The following is a 17106-nucleotide window of genomic DNA, read 5'->3' as shown; positions in this document are numbered from 1 at the left end:
GGTCCAGGGAAAGCGATCGCCGGACGACAGAGGGTCCTTCATGGCACGGAGTCGTGTGCTGAGCATCATCGACCTGACGGATCAGGAGATCGAGTCGTGGCGGGCGCTCGCCGCCCGCGCCGCCGAGCCCAACCCGTACTTCGAGCCCGAGATGCTGGTGCCCGCGGTGCGGGAGCTCAGCGGCGGGTCCGGGCTGCGGCTCCTCGTCGTCGACGAGGTCCCGGGCGGGGACCCGCGGGGGGCCGAGCCCGGCGGCTGGTGGGCCGCGCTCCCGTTCGAGATGGTCCCGGGCGACAAGCACTGGCCGTGGCGGCACGCCTCGACCGGGTCGGACTTCCTCGCGCTCTACTGCCCGCTCGGGACGCCGCTCGTCGACGGCTCGCGCGTCGACGAGGCCGTCGAGGCGCTGGTCGACGCGTTCCACGAGCGGCGCCGTGAGCTCGGGCAGGCGATCGACCTGCACCTGCTCTCGCGGGACGGGCAGGTCAACCGACGCCTCGACGAGGCGTGCCGGGAGCGCGGCCTGCCGGTGCACGCGTGGGGCGGTGACCCGCGGGGCGCTGTCCGGTTCGACGAGGGGGAGCCCGGGAGCTGGGCCGAGCGCATGCCCCGGGGCAAGTCGCTCGCCCGGGGCCGCCGACGGCTCGAGCGTGCGGTGGGCCAGACGCTCGTCCTGGAGGATCGTGCGGACGACCCGGAGATCGCGAAGGCGTTCCTCGACTTCGAGCAGCAGGGGTGGAAGGGCGACGCCGCGCGCGGGGGACTGGGCTTCAGGAACCGGCGGGGTGGTCAGGAGTGGTTCAGCGAGATGCTCGCCGGCTTCTCGACGAGCGGGCGAGCCCACGTCTTCGCGCTGGTGGCGGGAGGGGTCCTGCTGCACATGGCGGTGATCGTCTGCACCGGCTCCACGGCGTTCGGGTACTTCGACGTCTACAGCGAGGAGTGGGCGAGGTACGGACCCGGGGCGATCGGGCGCATGATGGCGCTGTCCTGGCTCGACGAGAACACCGACGTCGAGGTGTTCGACAGCTCGATGAACCCCTCGCTCTACAAGGACGCGACCGCCCTCTTCCCGGACCGGCTGACGATGGTCTCGTCGACCGTCGTGACGGGGGGCGTCTTCGCGCGCCTGACCATGCGGGTCATGCGGGCCGCCGCGCGTGTGGTGCGGCGCTTCCGGTGAGGCTTCACGGTGCGCCGGTGGGCAGCGCCGCCGCGGCAGGCGCTGAGGTCGCGAGCCGGGTCGTGCGCGTGGCCGATCTGGGCGCCGAGGACCTCGCGGCCTGGCAGCGCCTCGCGGACTCCTCGCTCGAGCCCAACCTCTACTTCGAGCCCGCCGTCCTGGGGGCGGCCGCCCGCGGGATGGGGGGAGGGCGCGCAGTCATGGCGCTCGTCGTAGCGGACGGGTCGGGCTGGCTCGCGTTCCTCCCGTTCGAGACCGTGGCTCGCAACCGGCTGTGGCCTGCGCGGCACGCGAGCCTCGACGGGCCGTTCGTCGAGCGTTTCGCGGCGCTGCGCGCGCCGCTCGTGGACGCGGCCCGCCCGCGGCTGGCGGTCGCGGCGCTGGTCGCGGCGCTCCATGCCCGACGGCGAGCGCTCGGCCAGGCGGTCGACCTCCCGTTGCTGAGGGCGTCGGGGGAGACGACGACGTTGCTGCTGGACGCCTTCGCCCGTGCGGGCATGCCGGTGCGCGAGTGGGACCGGATCTCGCGCGGGGCGCTCGTGCCGGGGCGGGGTGCTCGTGAGGAGCTTGGTCCGCAGCTGTCCGCCTCGCGGCGCAAGAACCTCCGGCGCGGGCGGCGACACCTCGTCGAGGAGCTCGGGCAGGAGCTGCGGATCGTCGACGCGACGGACGAGCCCGACGTCGTCGAGCACTTTCTCGACCTGGAGGCCGCGGGCTGGAAGGGCGACCGGGCCCAGGGAGGGGAGGCCCGGCGCGTGGTGCCCGGCGCCGCGGAGTGGTTCGCGGGACTGGTGGAGACCTACCGCGAGCGGGGTGAGGCGCACGTGCTGCGGGTCGGTCCGGCCGGGGCGCCGGTGTACCTCGCGGTGCGCGTCCGGCGCGACGGCGTGGTCTTCTCGATCTCCGACGCCTACGACCCGGCCTGGTCGGCGCACTCACCCGGGGCGTGGGGGCGGCTGCTCGGGATGCGCCTGCTCGCCGAGATGCCCGGGACGGTGCTGGTCGACAGCTGCATCGACCCGCGCCGGTACCCCGACGAGACGCTGCTCTACCCCGACCGCGTGGACCTCGTCTCGGTCACGTGCGCCGTGGGGAGCTGGCCGTCGCGGGCGCTGCTGTCGGCGATCGTGGCGTCGGGGAGGGTCCGTAGGTGGGTGCGGGAGCGGCGGGGCTGAAGGCAACGGAACGCGGCGGGTCGCGCGTCCTGGTGCAGCCAACTCGTGCCGAACTGCAACGGGATCACGCAGGATGAACCACTGCTGGTAGTGGTTCCTCAGAGCGGAGATGGCATGCAGAGGGTGTTGGTGAGGTATTGATGACGTCACAGCTGCTCAGTCGCGCGGCGGCGAGAACTGCGGTGATGCGTCGACTCGACGGTCAGTTCAAGGCGCTGGGGATGAAGAGGCTGAGCGGCACGCCTTCGGGTTGGGTGAGGTCGAACGATCAGGGCAGGGGTGCCGCCGTGTGGCTGCGATTCGAGACCGTTGGTCGGATGTTCTCGTTGATCGATGGTGGTGAAACGAGAAAGGCGACCTGCGTCGGTGCCGAGGGGGGCTATGGGCCGGTGGGGTGGGAGATGTACAACATCGCGACAACCGTCTATAAGACGACGATGCTGCACGATGTTCTCTCCGCGCTTGACCGCGAGCTGCTGCGGGAGAGTGCGGCTCGGTTTGTCTTGCCGCTGGCGAACCGTTCAGAGGATCCGTATCTAGATGATTCCAGGTACCTGGAGTGGCGACTGACGAACCGTGATGCCTTCTTTCCGCTTCCTGACCTGGACTACGTGGATCAGTGGTGCGAGATGGCCGCGCCCGGGTTGCTCGACATTGCTCGGGAGCAGATTTCTAGGCTCTGAGGTGTTCTCACCAGCCTGTTCAGCGGCTTCCTCGTTGTAGGTGGAGCAGGACGAGGGCTGCTGCGGTGATCTCGGTGAGCGCGGGCAGGACGAATCTGCGGGCTGCGGTGATGTCGTGCGTGGAGCCCGGGCTCACGGGCGAGACCCACACGGGGTAGCCGGACGGGTCGCACAGGACCTGGATGTTCCCGCCGTGGCGGTGGTGCTTGCCGGAGAACCACGACTCGGCACCGGACACGTTGGGCGGGCCGTGCAGCTGCGCGGTGGGGATGAGAGTTCCGTCCAGGCACACGTAGGGCCAGTCCTGCTCTTTCGCTGCGGCCAGGACGTCGTGCAGGTCCGGCGCGTGGTCGGCGATGACATCGATTCCTTCGTGCAGGTACCGGTACGCGGTCGCGATCGAGATCCCGGCATCGTGGGCCAACGACGGGATCCGGGTGGCGTCCTTGAACCAGCGCGGCACGAGGATCGCTTGCGTCCGGGCGGGTGCGGCTCGTTGCCAGCGGCGCTGGTCGACGCGGCGACGAGAGCGTGGATCCAGCGGGTCACGACCCACAGGGTGTGTGTGGGCACGTCGAGACTGGCACGATAGGTGATCAAGCGGGACCCCGGGATGTCGCGGTTGTGTGTTTGACGACTTACATCCTGGCGCCTGGGGTCCCGCCCCTCAAACCAGTGACCCAGCGAACCTGCAGGTCAGCGCACCGACGCGCTCCTCAACCAGCCCGCCCTGGTGAGAACACCTCAGACTCCGAGAATTGCGGACGGCGGTTCTTGGCGAACCTTCTTGCCAATCCTAAATGGAGGTCACGGATGAAATACCTGGGATTCTATCGAGAACTCGATGCTGTCGGTCCGAATCGGGTCTACAGCGATTCTATTCTCGCGGTTTCCGGGCGCGGCTCGAGCGATTCGATCGATTCGGTTGCGAAGTACCTGGAATCGGGCTATCCGGTCTTGGACGTGATGGAGAGCACTCCAGATCCGTTGAGGCCTGGACATTATGTCCGTGGTGGGGCTTCAATACTGACGGATGGGCACTGGGTGTGGCGGTTTGATCTGGCGTACTATGTTCGCGAGCATGCGGTGAAGCTGCCGGAAGAGTTTTTGACCGCACTGGTGTCTGCGAACTACGTGCGCCCTGCACTGGAATTGGACGAGTTGCGTCGAATCGCTATTGAGGTATGTGATTGGCTGGGCTACTGAGAGGCGTTCTCACCAGGCGCGGTGATGTGATCGGCGCGACGGCGCGCTGACCTGCAGGTTCGTTCGGTCGTGAGTTTGGCAGCAGCAGGGTCCCAGGACCAGGATGCAAGTCGCCAAACGCACAAACTGGACGACTGGGACCCTGCTTGATCACTTATGGTGCCACCCTCGACGTGCCCGCCCACACCCTGACGGTCGTGACCCGATGGATCGCGGCCCATCGCCGCGCCCGCGACATCCGTCCCTGGCAGCGCGCCGCGACCGCGCGCACCCAAGCACTGCTCGTGCTGCGCTGGTTCAAGGACGCGACCCGCGTGCACCTGCTCGCTCGGGACGCGGGCATCTCGCTGGCGACGGCCTACCGGTACCTGCACGAGGCGATCGACGTCGTCGCCGACAAGGCACCCGACCTGCACGACGTCCTGGCCACCGCCCGCACCGAGCAGTGGCCGTTCGTGGCCCTGGACGGCACGCTCGTGCCGATCGCGCAGCTGCACGGACCGCGCAACCCGACCGCGCCGAGTCCTGGTACTCCGGAAAGCACCACCGTCACGGCGCCAACATCCAGGTGCTATGTGACCCGACCGGCTACCCCGTGTGGGTCTCGGCGGCGAGCCCCGGGTCCACGCACGACATCACCGCGGCCCGCAGGTTCGTCCTGCCCGCGCTCTACCCCGCGGCCGCCGCCGGGACACCGACCCTGACCGACAAGGGCTACCAAGGCGCCGGTATCGGGATCCGGCACCCGCGCCGCCTCACGAGGGCCGCTCACGTCGATGACCTGTCCCGCGACAAGATCCTCATCTCCCTGCGAGCCGTTGCCGAACGCGGCAACGCACTGCTGAAGAACACCTGGCGAGCCCTACGCCTGATCACTCTCGACCCGAACCGCACCACCGAGATCACCGCAGCAGCCCTCGTCCTGCTCCACCTTCAACGAGGAACCGCCAAATCAGCCTGGTGAGAACACCTCTCTAGCACTGCACGGCTCGAGAACGTGCGGGGGATTGCCCACTTCGCGAGTCGCAGCTGGGGTGTCGTCATCGATGGTAGGGATTTGCGTCGCTCGGGTTGGTTGCCGCGGCTCGTCAGCTTGCGAGGTGCTGGTTGCGTTTCGCCAAGGCAGATCGTGGAGAGCGCACTCGCCGAGGACTCGCTGCTCGCACGCGGGCCTGCTCCCGACGCTCGACGATCCCGTTGGGCGAGACCTAGGTGCGTTGTGCTCCGGGTAGGCAGGGCGTGCGCGCTCCGCGAAACCACCGCGCCCCCTGTCACCCCCTCGGCGTAACCTGGTTCTCGCACCCTCAGCCCGGACCGCCGCCTCGACCTCGGTCCGGGCCGCTCGTGCTGTCCCGGCGTGCCCCGCCTCTCGCTGCGGGGCGCGTCGACCCGTGCCCTGCCCGTGGACGACCGCCGTCGGTGACCCTGCTCGAAGGAACTCATGAACCTCACCGGAATCCTGCCCGCCCTCCTGGCCGACCCGACCGCGCGTGCGGTCGTCGAGCACGTGCGCCTGCGGGGCGCGGTCGACGTCGTCGGACCGGTGGGCGTGCGCCCGCCGTTGCTCGCCGCGATGGCGGGGGCGACCGCGACCGGGGAAGCCGCCGGGGCAGAGAAGGGCGCCCCCGCCCAGGGCTCCCGGCCCCTCGTCGTCGTCACCGCGACGGGCCGTGAGGCCGACGAGCTCGCCGCGAGCGTGCGCGCCTACCTGCCCGACGAGCTGGGCGACTTAGTCGCGGTCCTGCCTGCGTGGGAGACGCTGCCGCACGAGCGGCTGTCGCCGCGCAGCGACACGGTCGCCAAGCGGCTCGCGGTGTTCCGGCGCCTCGCGCACCCGACCAGGGAGGTCAGCCAGTCCGGCCCGGTGCGCGTGCTCGTCATGCCGGTGCGCGCGCTGCTCCAGCCGGTCGTCGAGGGCCTCGGGGACCTGGAGCCTGTCGAGCTCAGCACGGGCGAGACGGCCGACCTCACCGACGTCGCCGAGCGCCTGAGCGCGGCGGCCTACCAGCGCGTGGACATGGTCGAGCGGCGGGGCGAGTTCGCGGTGCGCGGCGGCATCCTCGACGTCTTCCCGCCGACCGAGGACCACCCGCTGCGCGTCGAGTTCTGGGGCGACGAGGTCACCGAGATCCGCTGGTTCGCGGTCGCGGACCAGCGCAGCCTCGAGATCGCGGACCACGGCGTGTGGGCGCCGCCGTGCCGCGAGATCCTCCTGACGGACGCCGTCCGCGCCCGCGCTGCGGAGCTGATCGAGACGCTCCCCGGCGCGACCGACATGCTCGACAAGCTCGCCGCCGGCATCGCCGTCGAGGGCATGGAGTCCCTCGCCCCGGTCCTCGTGGACCGCATGCTGCCCGTCCTGGAGCTCGTCCCCGACGACGCCCTGCTGATCATCAACGACCCCGAGCGCGTGCGCCGCCGCGCGCACGACCTCGTCGCGACGACCGAGGAGTTCCTCGCCGCGGCCTGGACCGGCGCCGCGGCGGGCGGCTCGACCCCGATCAACCTCTCGGCCGCGTCGTTCGAGACGTTCGCCGACGTCCACGACGTCGCCGAGCGTCGCGGCCTCGGGTGGTGGACGCTCAGCCCGTTCGGCCTCGACGAGGGCGCCACCCCCGACGGCGAGGCCCACCCGGGCGACGAGCTCCCCGGAGGCGAGGGCCCGACGTCGGGCATGGGCACGGACGGCGTGACCACCTTCACCGTGCCGGCGCGCAACGTCGAGTCCTACCGCGGGGACGTCGAGCGCGCGCTCGACGACCTGCGCTCGCTCCAGCACGCCGGCTGGCGCCTGGTCCTGACGACCGAGGGCCACGGCCCCGCACGGCGCATGACCGAGCAGCTCTCCGCGGTCGACACCGCGGCGCGCCTCGTCGCGTCGATCGACACCGAGCCCGAGGGCGGCGTCGTGCTCGTGACGCCCGCGCCCGTGGGGCCGGGGTTCGTCGCGCCGGAGCTCAAGCTCGCGGTGTTCAGCGAGTCGGACCTCACGGGACGCCAGGGGTCGAGCACGCGCGACATGCGCAGGATGCCCTCGCGGCGGCGCAACGTCGTCGACCCCCTCGCGCTGCGCGCGGGCGACTACGTGGTGCACGAACAGCACGGCGTGGGGAAGTTCGTCGAGCTCGTGCAGCGCACGCTCGGCACGGGCGGCAACGCCGCGACGCGCGAGTACCTCGTCATCGAGTACGCGAGCAGCAAGCGCGGCCAGCCGGGCGACCGCCTGTTCGTGCCCTCCGACCAGCTCGACCAGGTCACCAAGTACACGGGCGGCGAGTCGCCCAGCCTCAACAAGATGGGCGGCTCGGACTGGGCCAAGACCAAGAGCCAGGCGCGCAAGCACGTCAAGGAGATCGCGGGCGAGCTCATCCGCCTCTACAGCGCGCGCATGGCCACGCAGGGGCACGCGTTCGGCCCCGACACCCCGTGGCAGCGCGAGCTCGAGGACGCGTTCGCGTACGTCGAGACGCCCGACCAGCTCGTCACGATCGACGAGGTCAAGGCCGACATGGAGAAGCCCGTCCCCATGGACCGGCTCGTGTGCGGCGACGTCGGGTACGGCAAGACCGAGATCGCGGTCCGCGCGGCGTTCAAGGCCGTGCAGGACGGCAAACAGGTCGCGGTCCTCGTGCCCACGACGCTCCTGGTCCAGCAGCACTTCCAGACGTTCGCCGAGCGCTACTCGGCGTTCCCCGTGACGGTCAAGGCGCTCTCGCGCTTCCAGACCGAGGCCGAGTCCAAGGAGACGGTCGAGGGGCTCAAGGACGGCTCGGTCGACGTCGTGATCGGCACGCACCGCATCATCTCCGGGTCCATCAAGTTCAAGGACCTGGGCCTGGTCATCATCGACGAGGAGCAGCGGTTCGGCGTCGAGCACAAGGAGACGCTCAAGCAGCTCCGGACCAACGTCGACGTGCTCGCGATGAGCGCGACCCCCATCCCGCGCACGCTCGAGATGGCCGTCACGGGCATCCGCGAGATGTCGACCCTCGCGACCCCGCCCGAGGAGCGGCACCCCGTGCTCACGTACGTGGGCGCGTACGAGGAGAAGCAGATCTCGGCGTCGATCCGTCGCGAGCTGCTGCGCGAGGGCCAGGTGTTCTACGTGCACAACAAGGTCGAGACGATCGACCGCACGGCCCAGCGCCTGCGCGAGCTGGTCCCCGAGGCCCGCATCGGCGTCGCGCACGGCAAGATGAGCGAGTCCCAGCTCGACCAGACGATCACGGCGTTCTGGGAGAAGGAGCTCGACGTCCTGGTCTGCACCACGATCATCGAGACCGGCCTCGACATCTCCAACGCCAACACCCTCATCCTGGAACGCGCCGACATGCTGGGCCTGTCCCAGCTCCACCAGCTCCGAGGCCGCGTGGGCCGTGGGCGCGAGCGCGCGTACGCGTACTTCCTGTACCCGCCCGAGCGTCCGCTGACCGACACCGCGCACGACCGCCTCGCGACCATGGCCGCCAACACGGACCTGGGCGCGGGCATGCAGATCGCCATGAAGGACCTCGAGATCCGCGGCGCGGGCAACCTGCTGGGCGGCGAGCAGTCGGGGCACATCGCGGGCGTCGGGTTCGACCTGTACGTGCGCATGGTCGGCGAGGCCGTGGCGTCGTTCAAGGGCGAGGTCGAGGAGGAAGCCCCCGAGGTCTCGATCGAGCTGCCGGTCGACGCCCACATCCCGCACGACTACATCGCGCACGAGCGCCTGCGCCTCGAGGCGTACCGCAAGATCGCGGCGGCCCAGGACGAGCCGGCGCTCGCCGAGGTGCGGGCCGAGCTGGTCGACCGCTACGGCGCGCTCCCGGAGGTCGTCGAGGCGCTGTTCGCGGTCGCCGACTTCCGCAACCACGCGCGTCGCGCGGGGCTCGCGGACGTCACGGCGCAGGGCAAGTTCGTGCGCTTCGCGCCCGTCGACCTCCCGGAGTCCGCGGAGCTGCGCCTCAAGCGCCTCTACCCGGGCACCATGCTCAAGCCCGCGATCCGCGCGTTCCTCGTGCCCTTCCCGACGACGGCGCGCATCGGAGGCCGTCCGCTGCGGGGCATGGAGGTGCTCGCCTGGGCGCGCCAGCTCATCGACGCGGTCATCACGGGCGACGTGAGCGCGGCCGCGTCGGTGGGGACGGCGAAGCGTTAGCCGTCGCTGTCGCTGTCGCGGCGGCGGCGGCAGCGGTGGGGGCCGGGGCGGGGTCCGCGGTGGGCGACGCGCCCGCGTCGGCGAGCGGCGCCGTCGGGCCGGGGGAGGCCTGCGCCGCGCCCGTGGGTGCGCCCGCCGACGCGCGCCGCCCCCGCCCCCAGCGGTTCACGACCAGGTGGCGTGCGGGCTCCTCGACGAACCGGTAGAGCGCGTAGGCCAGCGCCGCGGCGGCCACCGTGATGACGGCCGCGGCGAGCACCCCCGTCAGCGGCGTGGCCAGCACGCGGCGGATCACGAGCTCGTGCACCAGGTAGAACGCGTACGAGGCCGAGCCCGCGACGATCAGGACGCGGTGCGTCAGCACCCCTCGCCGGCCACGCAGGTCGCGCTCGGCGCAGAGCATGAGGAACAGTGCGAACGGCAGGACGAGCGCGACGCGGGCCACGGCCTCGGTCGCGTGCGTGAGCTCGGCCGCGACGAGCACCGCGGCGAAGATCCCGAGCACCCCGACCCATGGGATCCGCGACCGGTGGCCCTCGACGAACGCGAGACCCGCGACGACGCCCAGGACGAACTCGGGGAACCGGGCGAGGGGGAAGTGGTAGAGCACCTGGTAGGTGGTGGGGGCCACGACCGTCGCGACGAGCGGGATCGCGAGCGCCACGAGGGTCACGACGAGACGGGTCCGGCCCGACCAGCGCCGCAGCAGCGGCAGGAGGAACGGGAAGGCGAGATAGAAGGCGAGCTCGCACGAGAGCGACCACGCGACGCCGTTGAGCCCGTACACGACCGTGGGGTCCAGCGACCAGGCCTGGAGCAGCAGGACGTTGGCCCCGATGATGCGGCCCGTGACGGGTGGGCTCCCGACGACCAGAGCGATGACCAGGGCCGCGACCAGCGTCACGAGGTGGTCGGGGTAGATCCGCGCGACCCGCCGGAGGTAGAAGCCGCTCCGCGGGAGCGCCGCGTTGGCGGTCCACGTCAGGATGAATCCTGAGAGGACGAAGAACAGCGCGACGCCGGTGCTGCCGTAGTACGCACCGGGGATGTCGAGGACCTGCCAGTAGTCGAGGTGGAAGACGAGGACCGCCGCAGCAGCGATCGCACGCACTGCCGTGAGCGACGGAAGATGGCGCCGGACGACGGCGGGTCCTGCCGGAGTCGCCATCGATGTCCCCTGCCGCTGGTGCGCGGCCCTGTGGAGGGCCGCTCTTGCATCGTGGGCGCGGCGAGGGGAAGGGGTCAAGGATGAAGTGTGGTCACCTCGTCGGCCGGGCCTGCCCTGCCAGGACGGGGTCCTGCGTCGAGGAAGTCGCGGTACCGCACCACGGCCACCAGGAAGACGAGCACCGCGATCATCTCGAGGGTCTCCTCTCCGAGGACCGCGAGCTGTCCGACGAACGTCGCCCGGTCGAAGCCCTGATCCTCGAGCAGTCCCGCGATCGCCTCGAAACCGACGGCGCCGGCCACGTAGAGGACCCCGGCCAGGGCCATGGGACGCAGGAACTGCCGGGGGAGCCGCCACAGGAGAGGGACCACGATCGCCGCCACGACGAGGGCGAGGGGACCGTAGAACGCGATCCAGCCGTTGAAGGGCAGGTCGGCGATGCTCCGGAAGTGCTCCTCGAGCGACGTCCCGAGGTGCTCGTGGAAGCTCGTCATCTCGTCGATCGACAGGTAGAGGAGCACGAACGCGATGAGTCCCCACGCCCAGCGGCGTCCCCGGTCCGGCTCGGCGTGCAGCAGGTCGCCGGTCACGAGGCCGGTCGACGCCAGCAGGATCACCGTGAACCAGGTGGGGACGTTCACCTCCTCGTCCATGCTGAAGTAGTGGACGAGCGGCTCGATCACCCCGCCGTGGAGGTCGGCTCCCTTCTCGAGGAAGTTCGCGAGGAGGTGCAGGACCGCCAGCACGGCGATCGCCAGCGCGAGGCGACGGACGAGAACTCTGACAGGCACGGTGACACGCAGCATGAGTGCTCCATCGACGACCCAGGCGAGCTCAGGCTCGGCTCGGAGACACTAGCAGCGACCGGACGTGACCACCACCACACCCGCCGCGCGTATCCATACCGCTCGGTCGGTGAGATAGTTGTCGCATCATGTTTCTCGACCTGAGCGCTCCCACGCGCACCCCCAGCACCGGACGGCACGGCTCGACGAGCGCCGCCCGCTGTTGTCGCTGTCTCTGAGCAGCCGCTGACAGGCGGCGTCCGTCGCGGGACCACCCCGACGTGACGGCCCCTCTCGCACAGGTCTGATCCTTCCCCCGCCTTCCGGCAGTCGCCTCCCCCTGCCTGCCGCGCCCTCGCGCGGCGCGCTGCGGCGACGCCCGACGGCCCCCTCGGCCCCCGGTCTCGTGGCTTCGTCCACGCCGTCGGACTGCCGACGCTCCACGATCCCCCTCGCCACACCGTCCGTCGGCCTACCGGTCGCGTCCGGGGTGGTCCCCGTGCAGCCCCGCTGCACCTCCTGGAACGGAAGAACCCCCATGAGAACCCTCAAGGCAGCCGCCGCGGTCCTGGCGACGACCCTCCTGCTCGCCGCGTGCGGCTCGGGCGGGTCCGGCGGTGCGAGCAGCAGCGCCGCGGCGAGCGCGGACGCCGAGATCGTCATCGGCTCGACCAACGAGCCCACCGGACTGGTCCGCAACGTCGGCGGCAGCTCGGGCGTCTCGCAGACCATGACGCGCAACGTCTTCGAGGGTCTGACCTCGGTCGACGTCGACGGCCAGGTGGTCCCGACCCTCGCGAAGGACTGGGACGTGTCCGAGGACGGTCTGGTCTACACGTTCCACCTGCAGCCCGACGTGCACTTCCACGACGGCTCGGACCTCACGGCGCAGGACGTCGTCTGGAGCATCTCGCAGACCATCGCGCCCGAGTCCAAGAGCGCGCGCAAGAACGACCTGTCGGTCATCTCGTCGATCACCGCGCCCGACGACGCCACGGTCCAGCTCGACCTGTCGCGCCGCAGCCAGTCGCTGCCGTTCTACCTCGCGTCCGTGACGGTCGTGCAGGACGGCGACACCGAGCTCACGAGCGAGAACGGCACGGGCCCGTACCGGTTCGTCGAGTGGACGCAGGGTGACCACCTGACGATCGAGCGCAACGACGACTACTGGGGCGAGCCCGCGAAGAACTCGGGCGTCACGTTCCGCTTCTTCAAGGACACGACCGCGCTCAACAACGCGCTCCTGACCGGTGACCTCGACCTGGTCATCGCGGAGGACTCCCCGGACCAGCTCGTGCAGTTCGAGGGGAACGACGCGTTCACGATCACGGAGGGCACGTCGACGACCAAGCAGATCTGGGCCTTCAACGACCGCGTCGCGCCGTTCGACGACGTCCGCGTCCGCCAGGCGCTGTACAAGGCGATCGACCGCGAGAAGGTGCTCGACGCGGTGTGGGACGGCTACGGCCAGGTCATCGGCTCGATGGTCCCCCCGACCGACCCGTGGTTCGTCGACCAGGCCGACGTGCACGCGTACGACCCGCAGGCCGCGAAGGACCTCCTCGCGCAGGCCGGCGTGAGCGACCTGACGATCGCGGTCGACTACGTCGCGGGAGACCCGTCCGAGACCATCGCCCAGCTCCTCCAGTCGGACCTCCAGGCCGTGGGCGTCACGCTCACGCTCAACCCGATCGACGACGCGACCTGGTACCAGAAGATCTACACGGACCACGACTTCCAGACCACGCTCATGGGCCACGTGAACCCGCGCGACGTCGTCTGGTACGCCAACCCGGACTTCTACTGGGGCTACGACAACAAGGACGTCCAGCAGTGGGTCGCGGACGCCGACCAGGCGGCCACGACCGAGGAGCAGACGGCCCTGCTGACCCAGGTCAACGAGACGATCGGGCAGGAGGCGGCGAGCGCCTGGCTGTACCTCGACCCGCAGATCCGGGTCGCTCGCGCCGAGATCACGGGCTTCCCGGTGAACCAGGTGACGGAGAGCTTCTACGTCGCCGACATCGTGCGGGAAGGCTGACCGAGCACCCATGTCCCGCTACCTCCTGACGCGCGTCGGCACGCTGCTGCTGTCGCTGGTCCTCGCGAGCGTCGTGGTCTTCGCCGTCCTCCGGTTCCTGCCGGGGGACAGCGCGGGCACGTCGCTCGGCGTGGGCACGACGAGCGACCAGCTCGAGCAGCTGCGTGCCGACCTCGGCACCGACCAGCCCCTGTGGACGCAGTACGGGCAGTGGGTCGCGGGACTGTTCTCGGGGAGCGCGGGCACGTCGTTCGTCTCGCGCCTCCCGGTGGGCGAGCTGATCGCGAGCAAGCTGCCGATCACGCTGCCCCTGAGCCTCGCGGCCTTCGTGGTCTCGGTGCTCGTGTCGGTGCCGCTCGGGGTCGTCGCGGCGGTCCGTCGTCGCGGCGTCGTGGGGGTCACGGTCTCGGCCGTGTCGCAGCTGGGCGTCGCGGTGCCGGTCTTCTGGGTCGGCGTGATCCTGGTGTGGATCTTCGCGCTCGAGGCGGGGGTCCTGCCGCCCGGCGGGTTCCCCCGCCAGGGCTGGGAGGACCCCGCGGCGGCCGTCAGGTCGCTGGTCCTGCCCGTGGCGACCGTGGCCATCGCCATGTCGTCGGTCATGGTCCGGTACGTGCGGTCGGCGACTCTCGACGTGCTGGACCAGGACTACGTCCGCACGGCTCGCTCGCTCGGCTACGGCCGGTGGCACGCCCTCGCGCGGCACGGGCTGCGCAACGGCGCGGTCCCGGTCGTCGCGATCCTCGGGATCGAGCTCGCGACGTCGTTGCTGGGGGCCGTGGTCGTGGAGAACGTCTTCGCGCTCCCGGGCCTCGGCACGCTGCTGGTCTCGTCGGTCGAGGGCCGTGACCTGCCGGTCGTGCAGGCGCTCGTCCTGGGGCTGACGGCCCTGGTCCTCGTCACGAACTTCCTGGTCGACCTCGCCCAGCGCGGCATCGACCCCCGGCTGCGCGCCGGCTCGGCCCTCGGAGGCGCACGATGAGCATCAACCTGGGCGGGGAGATCCCCGGGGCCGCTGCGGGCCGCATCGAGGTCGAGGAGTCGCTCGCGCCGCACGTCTCGGGCGGTGCGGGGGACGCCCCGCGCGCCCGACGGCGGAGCGTCAGCCCGTCGTTCGTCGCAGGTCTGGTCATGGTCGGGCTGGTCGCGCTCGTCGGTGTCGTCGCGATCTTCTGGACGCCCTACGACGTGGGCGCGGGCGCGGCCGGCACGGGCGGGCGCCTCGAGGGGCCGAGCGCGCAGTTCTGGGCGGGCACCGACCGGCTGGGGCGCGACCTGCTGAGCCAGCTCATGGGCGGGGCGACGGTCGCGATGACCGTGGCGATCGCCTCGGTCGTCATCGCGGGCGTGCTGGGCATCACGATCGGCGTGGTCGCGGCGGCGACCACGCGGTGGGCCGACGTCGCGCTGCTCAACGTGATCGACCTGATGATCGCCTTCCCGACCCTGCTGCTGGCCATGCTCATCGTGACGGTCCGAGGTGCGTCCCTGACCTCGGCGATCGTCGCGATCGGCATCTCGGGGGCCGCGGTGATCGCGCGCGTCACGCGGGTCAACGCCGCGCGGGTGCTGCGCGAGGACTACGTGACGGCCGCGACGGCGTCGGGCACGGGCTGGTGGGGGACCATCCTGCGCCACGTCCTGCCCAACGTGGCCCCCACCCTGCTGGTCCAGCTCATGCTGCTCGCGGGCGGGGCGATCCTCGCCGAGGCGTCGCTGTCCTACCTGGGGCTCGGCTCGCCGTCGGCCCTGTCCTGGGGGCGGCTGCTCAGCGCCGCCCAGAAGTCCGTCGCGGTCCAGCCGCTCGGGGCGATCCTGCCCGGGCTGCTCATCGCGTGGACCGTGCTCGGCCTGAACCTCCTGGGCGACGGCATCCGTGAACGGACCGACCCGAGCCTGCGAGGCGACCGATGACGCGCACGACCCCTCCCACGCCGAGCACCGCCGGCCCCACGACGAGTCACACCGGGCTCGAGGTGCGGGACCTGACGGTGGCGACGTCGTCGGGCCGGGTGCTGCTCGACCGCGTGAGCTGGCGCGTCGCGCCCGGCGAGCGCCTGGGCGTGATCGGCGAGTCCGGCTCGGGCAAGTCCCTCACCGCGGCCGCGATCCTCGGTCTGCTGCCCGACGGCATGGCCGCGACCGGGCAGGTCCTGCTCGACGGGACCGACCTGCTGCCCCTCGGTGAGAAGGCCCTGCGCCGCGTGCGCGGGGCCCGCATCGCGATGGTCTTCCAGGAGCCCCTCACGGCGCTCGACCCGCTCATGACGATCGGGCGGCAGATCGCCGGGCCGCTGCGTCTGCACCGCAAGGTCTCGCGTGCGCGGGCCGCCGAGCTCGCCGCCGAGCTGTGCCGCCTGGTGCGCCTCGACGACACCGAGCGCATCCTCGGTTCCTACCCCTGGCAGCTCTCGGGCGGGCAGCGCCAGCGCGCCTGCCTCGCCATGGCCCTCGCGTGCGAGCCCGACGTCCTGATCGCCGACGAGCCCACCACGGCCCTCGACGTGACCGTCCAGGCCGAGATCCTCGCCCTGCTCGACGACCTGATCGAGCGCACCGGGACGGCCCTGGTCTTCGTGTCGCACGACCTGCCCGTGGTCGCCCGCGTCACGCGCGACCTCGTGGTCATGCGGCACGGGAAGGTCGTCGAGGCCACGAGCGTCGCGCGCGCCCTCGAGGCGCCCGAGGACCCCTACACGCGCTCGCTGCTCACCGCGGCGCGCGCCGTGACCCACCTGCCCACCCTGGAGGACCGATGAGCGACCAGCCCACGAGCGGCGACCGGCCGGTAGGCGACGCCGCGCCTCTCGTCGCGCTCGACCGCGTGCGGCGCGAGTTCGGCGGGTCGCGCCGCACACCCCCGACGACGGCGCTCGCGGGCGTCGACCTCACGGTCCGGGCCGGGCGCAGCGTGGGGATCGTGGGCGAGTCGGGAGCCGGGAAGTCGACCCTCCTGCGGCTGCTGCTCGGGCTCGACAGCCCGACGAGCGGCACCATCGCCTACCGTGGCGCACCCCTGGACCGCCGGGACCGTGCGCTCATGCGGCGGTACCGGCGCGAGGTCCAGGTCGTCCTCCAGGACCCTCGCACGTCGCTCGACCCGCGCATGACGGTCGCCCGGATCGTCGCCGAGCCGCTGCGCTCGCTCCGGATCGGTGGCGACGTGTCGGCGCGCGTCGACGAGGTGCTGGGGTGGGTGGGCCTCGACCCCGACGCCCGGACCAAGTACCCGGCCCAGTTCTCGGGTGGCCAGCGCCAGCGCATCGCGATCGCGCGGGCCCTCGCGCCCTCGCCGTCGGTCCTGGTGGGCGACGAACCCGTGAGCGCGCTCGACGTGTCCGTCCGCGAGCAGGTCATGGACCTGCTGCGCGGGCTCCAGCGCGAGCTGGGGCTCACGCTCGTCCTGGTCAGCCACGACATGGCGATCGTCGGGCAGCTGTGCGAGGAGACCGTGGTGCTGCGCGGGGGAGAGGTCGTCGAGGCCGGCCCCACGCGCGAGGTGCTGACCCGGCCGGCCGCTGCGTACACGCGTGAGTTGCTCGCGGCGGTGCCGACGCTGCCCTGAGGGGCGTGCCGCCGTCGGGCACGGCGGCGACGCAGCGGGATCCCGTCGACGGAGAGGGGTGGGGGGGGGGGGGCGGGGGGGGGGGGGGGGGGGCCGGCCGGGGTGGGGGCGGTCGGGGGGCGGGGAGGGCCCGAGGGGGGGGCGGGCGCCATAGGATAAGTGC

13 protein-coding genes and 1 pseudogene are annotated in these 17106 nt (G+C 71.5%); 11 read left to right on the top strand and 3 right to left on the bottom strand.

Annotated features, from left to right (window positions below; genetic code table 11):
- The first annotated feature begins 40 nt into the window (after positions 1–40).
- From ACIPWA_RS06385 to ACIPWA_RS06375, 3 genes are all read left to right on the top strand, one after another.
- Positions 41–1183, top strand: coding sequence for a GNAT family N-acetyltransferase (locus tag ACIPWA_RS06385; protein ID WP_157277241.1), 1143 nt, complete (start codon positions 41–43; stop codon positions 1181–1183).
- Positions 1184–1200: 17 nt separating this feature from the next.
- The gene (locus tag ACIPWA_RS06380; RefSeq protein WP_068624336.1) at positions 1201–2358 is read left to right on the top strand and encodes a GNAT family N-acetyltransferase; all 1158 of its coding nucleotides are present in this window, start codon (positions 1201–1203) and stop codon (positions 2356–2358) included.
- A gap of 140 nt (positions 2359–2498) precedes the next feature.
- Positions 2499–3041 (top strand): hypothetical protein, encoded by a 543-nt coding sequence (locus ACIPWA_RS06375; protein ID WP_056764158.1) that lies wholly within the window; start codon positions 2499–2501, stop codon positions 3039–3041.
- 19 nt (positions 3042–3060) lie between these two features.
- Here the strand turns inward: ACIPWA_RS06375 and ACIPWA_RS06370 are convergent, their stop codons facing one another.
- Complete coding sequence (locus ACIPWA_RS06370; RefSeq protein ID WP_400288881.1) at positions 3061–3597, bottom strand: transposase family protein; 537 nt, start codon at positions 3595–3597, stop codon at positions 3061–3063.
- Positions 3598–3854: 257 nt separating this feature from the next.
- On the opposite strand from ACIPWA_RS06370, the gene ACIPWA_RS06365 reads away from it, so the two are divergent.
- The 3 genes and pseudogenes from ACIPWA_RS06365 to mfd all read left to right on the top strand — a co-directional run bounded on the left by ACIPWA_RS06365 (position 3855) and on the right by mfd (position 9387).
- Positions 3855–4247 (top strand): hypothetical protein, encoded by a 393-nt coding sequence (locus tag ACIPWA_RS06365; protein ID WP_400288879.1) that lies wholly within the window; start codon positions 3855–3857, stop codon positions 4245–4247.
- A gap of 146 nt (positions 4248–4393) precedes the next feature.
- Positions 4394–5211: pseudogene (locus ACIPWA_RS06360) on the top strand (transposase family protein).
- Positions 5212–5688: 477 nt separating this feature from the next.
- On the top strand, positions 5689–9387 hold the full coding sequence (gene mfd, locus ACIPWA_RS06355; RefSeq protein WP_400288877.1) for a transcription-repair coupling factor: 3699 nt from the start codon (positions 5689–5691) through the stop codon (positions 9385–9387).
- Here the strand turns inward: mfd and ACIPWA_RS06350 are convergent.
- Positions 9338–10555: an acyltransferase family protein gene (locus ACIPWA_RS06350; protein WP_400288875.1), complete on the bottom strand. Its 1218-nt coding sequence runs from the start codon at positions 10553–10555 to the stop codon at positions 9338–9340. The genes mfd and ACIPWA_RS06350 overlap by 50 nt on opposite strands.
- Positions 10556–10629: 74 nt before the next feature.
- Complete coding sequence (locus ACIPWA_RS06345) at positions 10630–11361, bottom strand: hypothetical protein (RefSeq protein ID WP_068624343.1); 732 nt, start codon at positions 11359–11361, stop codon at positions 10630–10632.
- Between the two features lie 517 nt (positions 11362–11878).
- Between ACIPWA_RS06345 and ACIPWA_RS06340 the strand changes: the two genes are divergently transcribed.
- The 5 genes from ACIPWA_RS06340 to ACIPWA_RS06320 are packed head-to-tail and all read left to right on the top strand — an operon-like array spanning position 11879 to position 16943.
- Positions 11879–13381, top strand: a complete 1503-nt coding sequence (locus ACIPWA_RS06340) for an ABC transporter substrate-binding protein (protein ID WP_068624345.1) — start codon at positions 11879–11881, stop codon at positions 13379–13381.
- 10 nt (positions 13382–13391) lie between these two features.
- A complete protein-coding gene (locus ACIPWA_RS06335; RefSeq protein ID WP_056645730.1) occupies positions 13392–14360 on the top strand; it encodes an ABC transporter permease in 969 nt (322 codons plus the stop codon).
- The gene (locus ACIPWA_RS06330; protein ID WP_082608445.1) at positions 14357–15292 is read left to right on the top strand and encodes an ABC transporter permease; all 936 of its coding nucleotides are present in this window, start codon (positions 14357–14359) and stop codon (positions 15290–15292) included. Before ACIPWA_RS06335 ends, ACIPWA_RS06330 begins: the two co-directional genes overlap by 4 nt.
- The gene (locus ACIPWA_RS06325) at positions 15289–16137 is read left to right on the top strand and encodes an ATP-binding cassette domain-containing protein (RefSeq protein ID WP_068624347.1); all 849 of its coding nucleotides are present in this window, start codon (positions 15289–15291) and stop codon (positions 16135–16137) included. Before ACIPWA_RS06330 ends, ACIPWA_RS06325 begins: the two co-directional genes overlap by 4 nt.
- Entirely contained in the window at positions 16134–16943 is an 810-nt protein-coding gene (locus tag ACIPWA_RS06320; protein ID WP_400288869.1) for an ABC transporter ATP-binding protein, read from the top strand. The genes ACIPWA_RS06325 and ACIPWA_RS06320 overlap by 4 nt, the downstream gene beginning before the upstream one ends.
- Positions 16944–17106: the final 163 nt, after the last annotated feature.

The organism is Oerskovia enterophila (assembly GCF_044748475.1).
Taxonomy (GTDB): Bacteria; Actinomycetota; Actinomycetes; order Actinomycetales; family Cellulomonadaceae; genus Oerskovia; species Oerskovia enterophila.
This window is presented reverse-complemented; position numbering and strand designations above follow the sequence as displayed.

What these genes read in the sequence shown, in the direction of transcription:
- ACIPWA_RS06385 (WP_157277241.1), top strand. Translation starts at nt 41, where the DNA reads ATGGCACGGAGTCGTGTGCTGAGCATCATCGACCTGACGGATCAGGAG.
- ACIPWA_RS06350 (WP_400288875.1), bottom strand. Translation starts at nt 10,555, where the DNA reads ATGGCGACTCCGGCAGGACCCGCCGTCGTCCGGCGCCATCTTCCGTCG.
- ACIPWA_RS06330 (WP_082608445.1), top strand. Translation starts at nt 14,357, where the DNA reads ATGAGCATCAACCTGGGCGGGGAGATCCCCGGGGCCGCTGCGGGCCGC.
- ACIPWA_RS06345 (WP_068624343.1), bottom strand. Translation starts at nt 11,361, where the DNA reads ATGCTGCGTGTCACCGTGCCTGTCAGAGTTCTCGTCCGTCGCCTCGCG.
- ACIPWA_RS06320 (WP_400288869.1), top strand. Translation starts at nt 16,134, where the DNA reads ATGAGCGACCAGCCCACGAGCGGCGACCGGCCGGTAGGCGACGCCGCG.
- ACIPWA_RS06325 (WP_068624347.1), top strand. Translation starts at nt 15,289, where the DNA reads ATGACGCGCACGACCCCTCCCACGCCGAGCACCGCCGGCCCCACGACG.
- ACIPWA_RS06340 (WP_068624345.1), top strand. Translation starts at nt 11,879, where the DNA reads ATGAGAACCCTCAAGGCAGCCGCCGCGGTCCTGGCGACGACCCTCCTG.
- mfd (WP_400288877.1), top strand. Translation starts at nt 5,689, where the DNA reads ATGAACCTCACCGGAATCCTGCCCGCCCTCCTGGCCGACCCGACCGCG.
- ACIPWA_RS06375 (WP_056764158.1), top strand. Translation starts at nt 2,499, where the DNA reads ATGACGTCACAGCTGCTCAGTCGCGCGGCGGCGAGAACTGCGGTGATG.
- ACIPWA_RS06365 (WP_400288879.1), top strand. Translation starts at nt 3,855, where the DNA reads ATGAAATACCTGGGATTCTATCGAGAACTCGATGCTGTCGGTCCGAAT.
- ACIPWA_RS06335 (WP_056645730.1), top strand. Translation starts at nt 13,392, where the DNA reads ATGTCCCGCTACCTCCTGACGCGCGTCGGCACGCTGCTGCTGTCGCTG.